The sequence below is a fragment of the Segatella hominis genome (assembly GCF_004535825.1).
Lineage (GTDB): Bacteria > Bacteroidota > Bacteroidia > Bacteroidales > Bacteroidaceae > Prevotella > Prevotella hominis.
This window is the reverse complement of record NZ_SGVY01000130.1, coordinates 1-1229: the sequence shown is the minus strand read 5'-3', so window position 1 is coordinate 1229 and position 1229 is coordinate 1. Positions and strand designations below refer to the sequence as shown.

General features: G+C 52.9%; 1 rRNA gene. It reads right to left on the bottom strand.

The features are described 5' to 3' along the window. Positions 1 to 1209 (bottom strand): 23S ribosomal RNA (locus EXN75_RS17425); the annotation flags it as partial. Positions 1210 to 1229 lie beyond the last annotated feature (20 nt).

Sequence of the window (1229 nt, the reverse complement as noted above, 5' to 3'; positions counted from 1 at the left end):
TGCTATCCCGCGCCTTCGGTGTCTGCCTTATACCCGATTATTATCCATGCCCGGACCCTCGACTAGTGAGCTGTTACGCACTCTTTGAATGAATGGCTGCTTCCAAGCCAACATCCTAGCTGTCATAGGGACCAGACTTCGTTAGACTAACTCAGGCAGAACTCCGGGACCTTAGACGGCGGTCTGGATTCTTCTCCTCTCGGGGACGGACCTTAGCACCCGCCCCCTTACTGCCGGACTGCAGACCGTGAGCATTCGGAGTTCGTCAGGACTCGATAGGCGGTGAAGCCCTCTCGTCCTATCGGTCGCTCTACCTCTCACGGTGACCATCCGACGCGGCACCTAAATGCCTTTCGGGGAGTACGAGCTATCTCCAAGTTTGATTGGCCTTTCACTCCTACACTCGGCTCATCCAGAAGCTTTTCAACGCTTATTGGTGCGGACCTCCATCCCGTGTTACCGGGACTTCATCCTGGCCAAGTGTAGATCACTTGGTTTCGCGTCTACCCCCACTGACTGTGCGCCCTATTCAGGCTCGCTTTCACTGCGGCTACGTACCTCATGGTACTCAACCTCGCCAGTGACGGTAACTCGTAGGATCATTATGCAAAAGGCACGCCGTCACACATTGCTGTGCTCCGACCGCTTGTAGGCGTATGGTTTCAGGAACTATTTCACTCCCCTGCTCGGGGTTCTTTTCACCTTTCCTTCACAGTACTCGTTCGCTATCGGTCTCACGGGAGTATTTAGCCTTACCGGATGGTCCCGGCAGATTCGCGCAGGATTCCTCGTGTCCCGCGTTACTCAGGATACTGCTATGCTCGGTTTGACTTCCCATACGGGATTATCACCCTCTGTGATGTAACTTTCCAGATACTTCTGGTCATCATTCCGATACAATGTCGCAGTCCTACAACCCCGCTGGCGCCTTGCGACGTCAACGGTTTGGGCTGTTCCCCGTTCGCTCGCCACTACTGGGGGAATCATTCATTTATTTTCTCTTCCTACAGGTACTAAGATGTTTCAGTTCCCTGCGTTAGCCCTCTTACATTGGTAAGAGTAACCGTCCTTCAGACGGTTAGGTTGTCCCATTCGGAAATCTTCGGATCAAGGGTTATTTGCACCTACCCGAAGCTTATCGCAGCTTATCACGTCCTTCATCGCCTCCGTGAGCCTAGGCATCCGCCATACGCCCTTTCTTACTTTCTTTACGACTGTATTTGCTATTC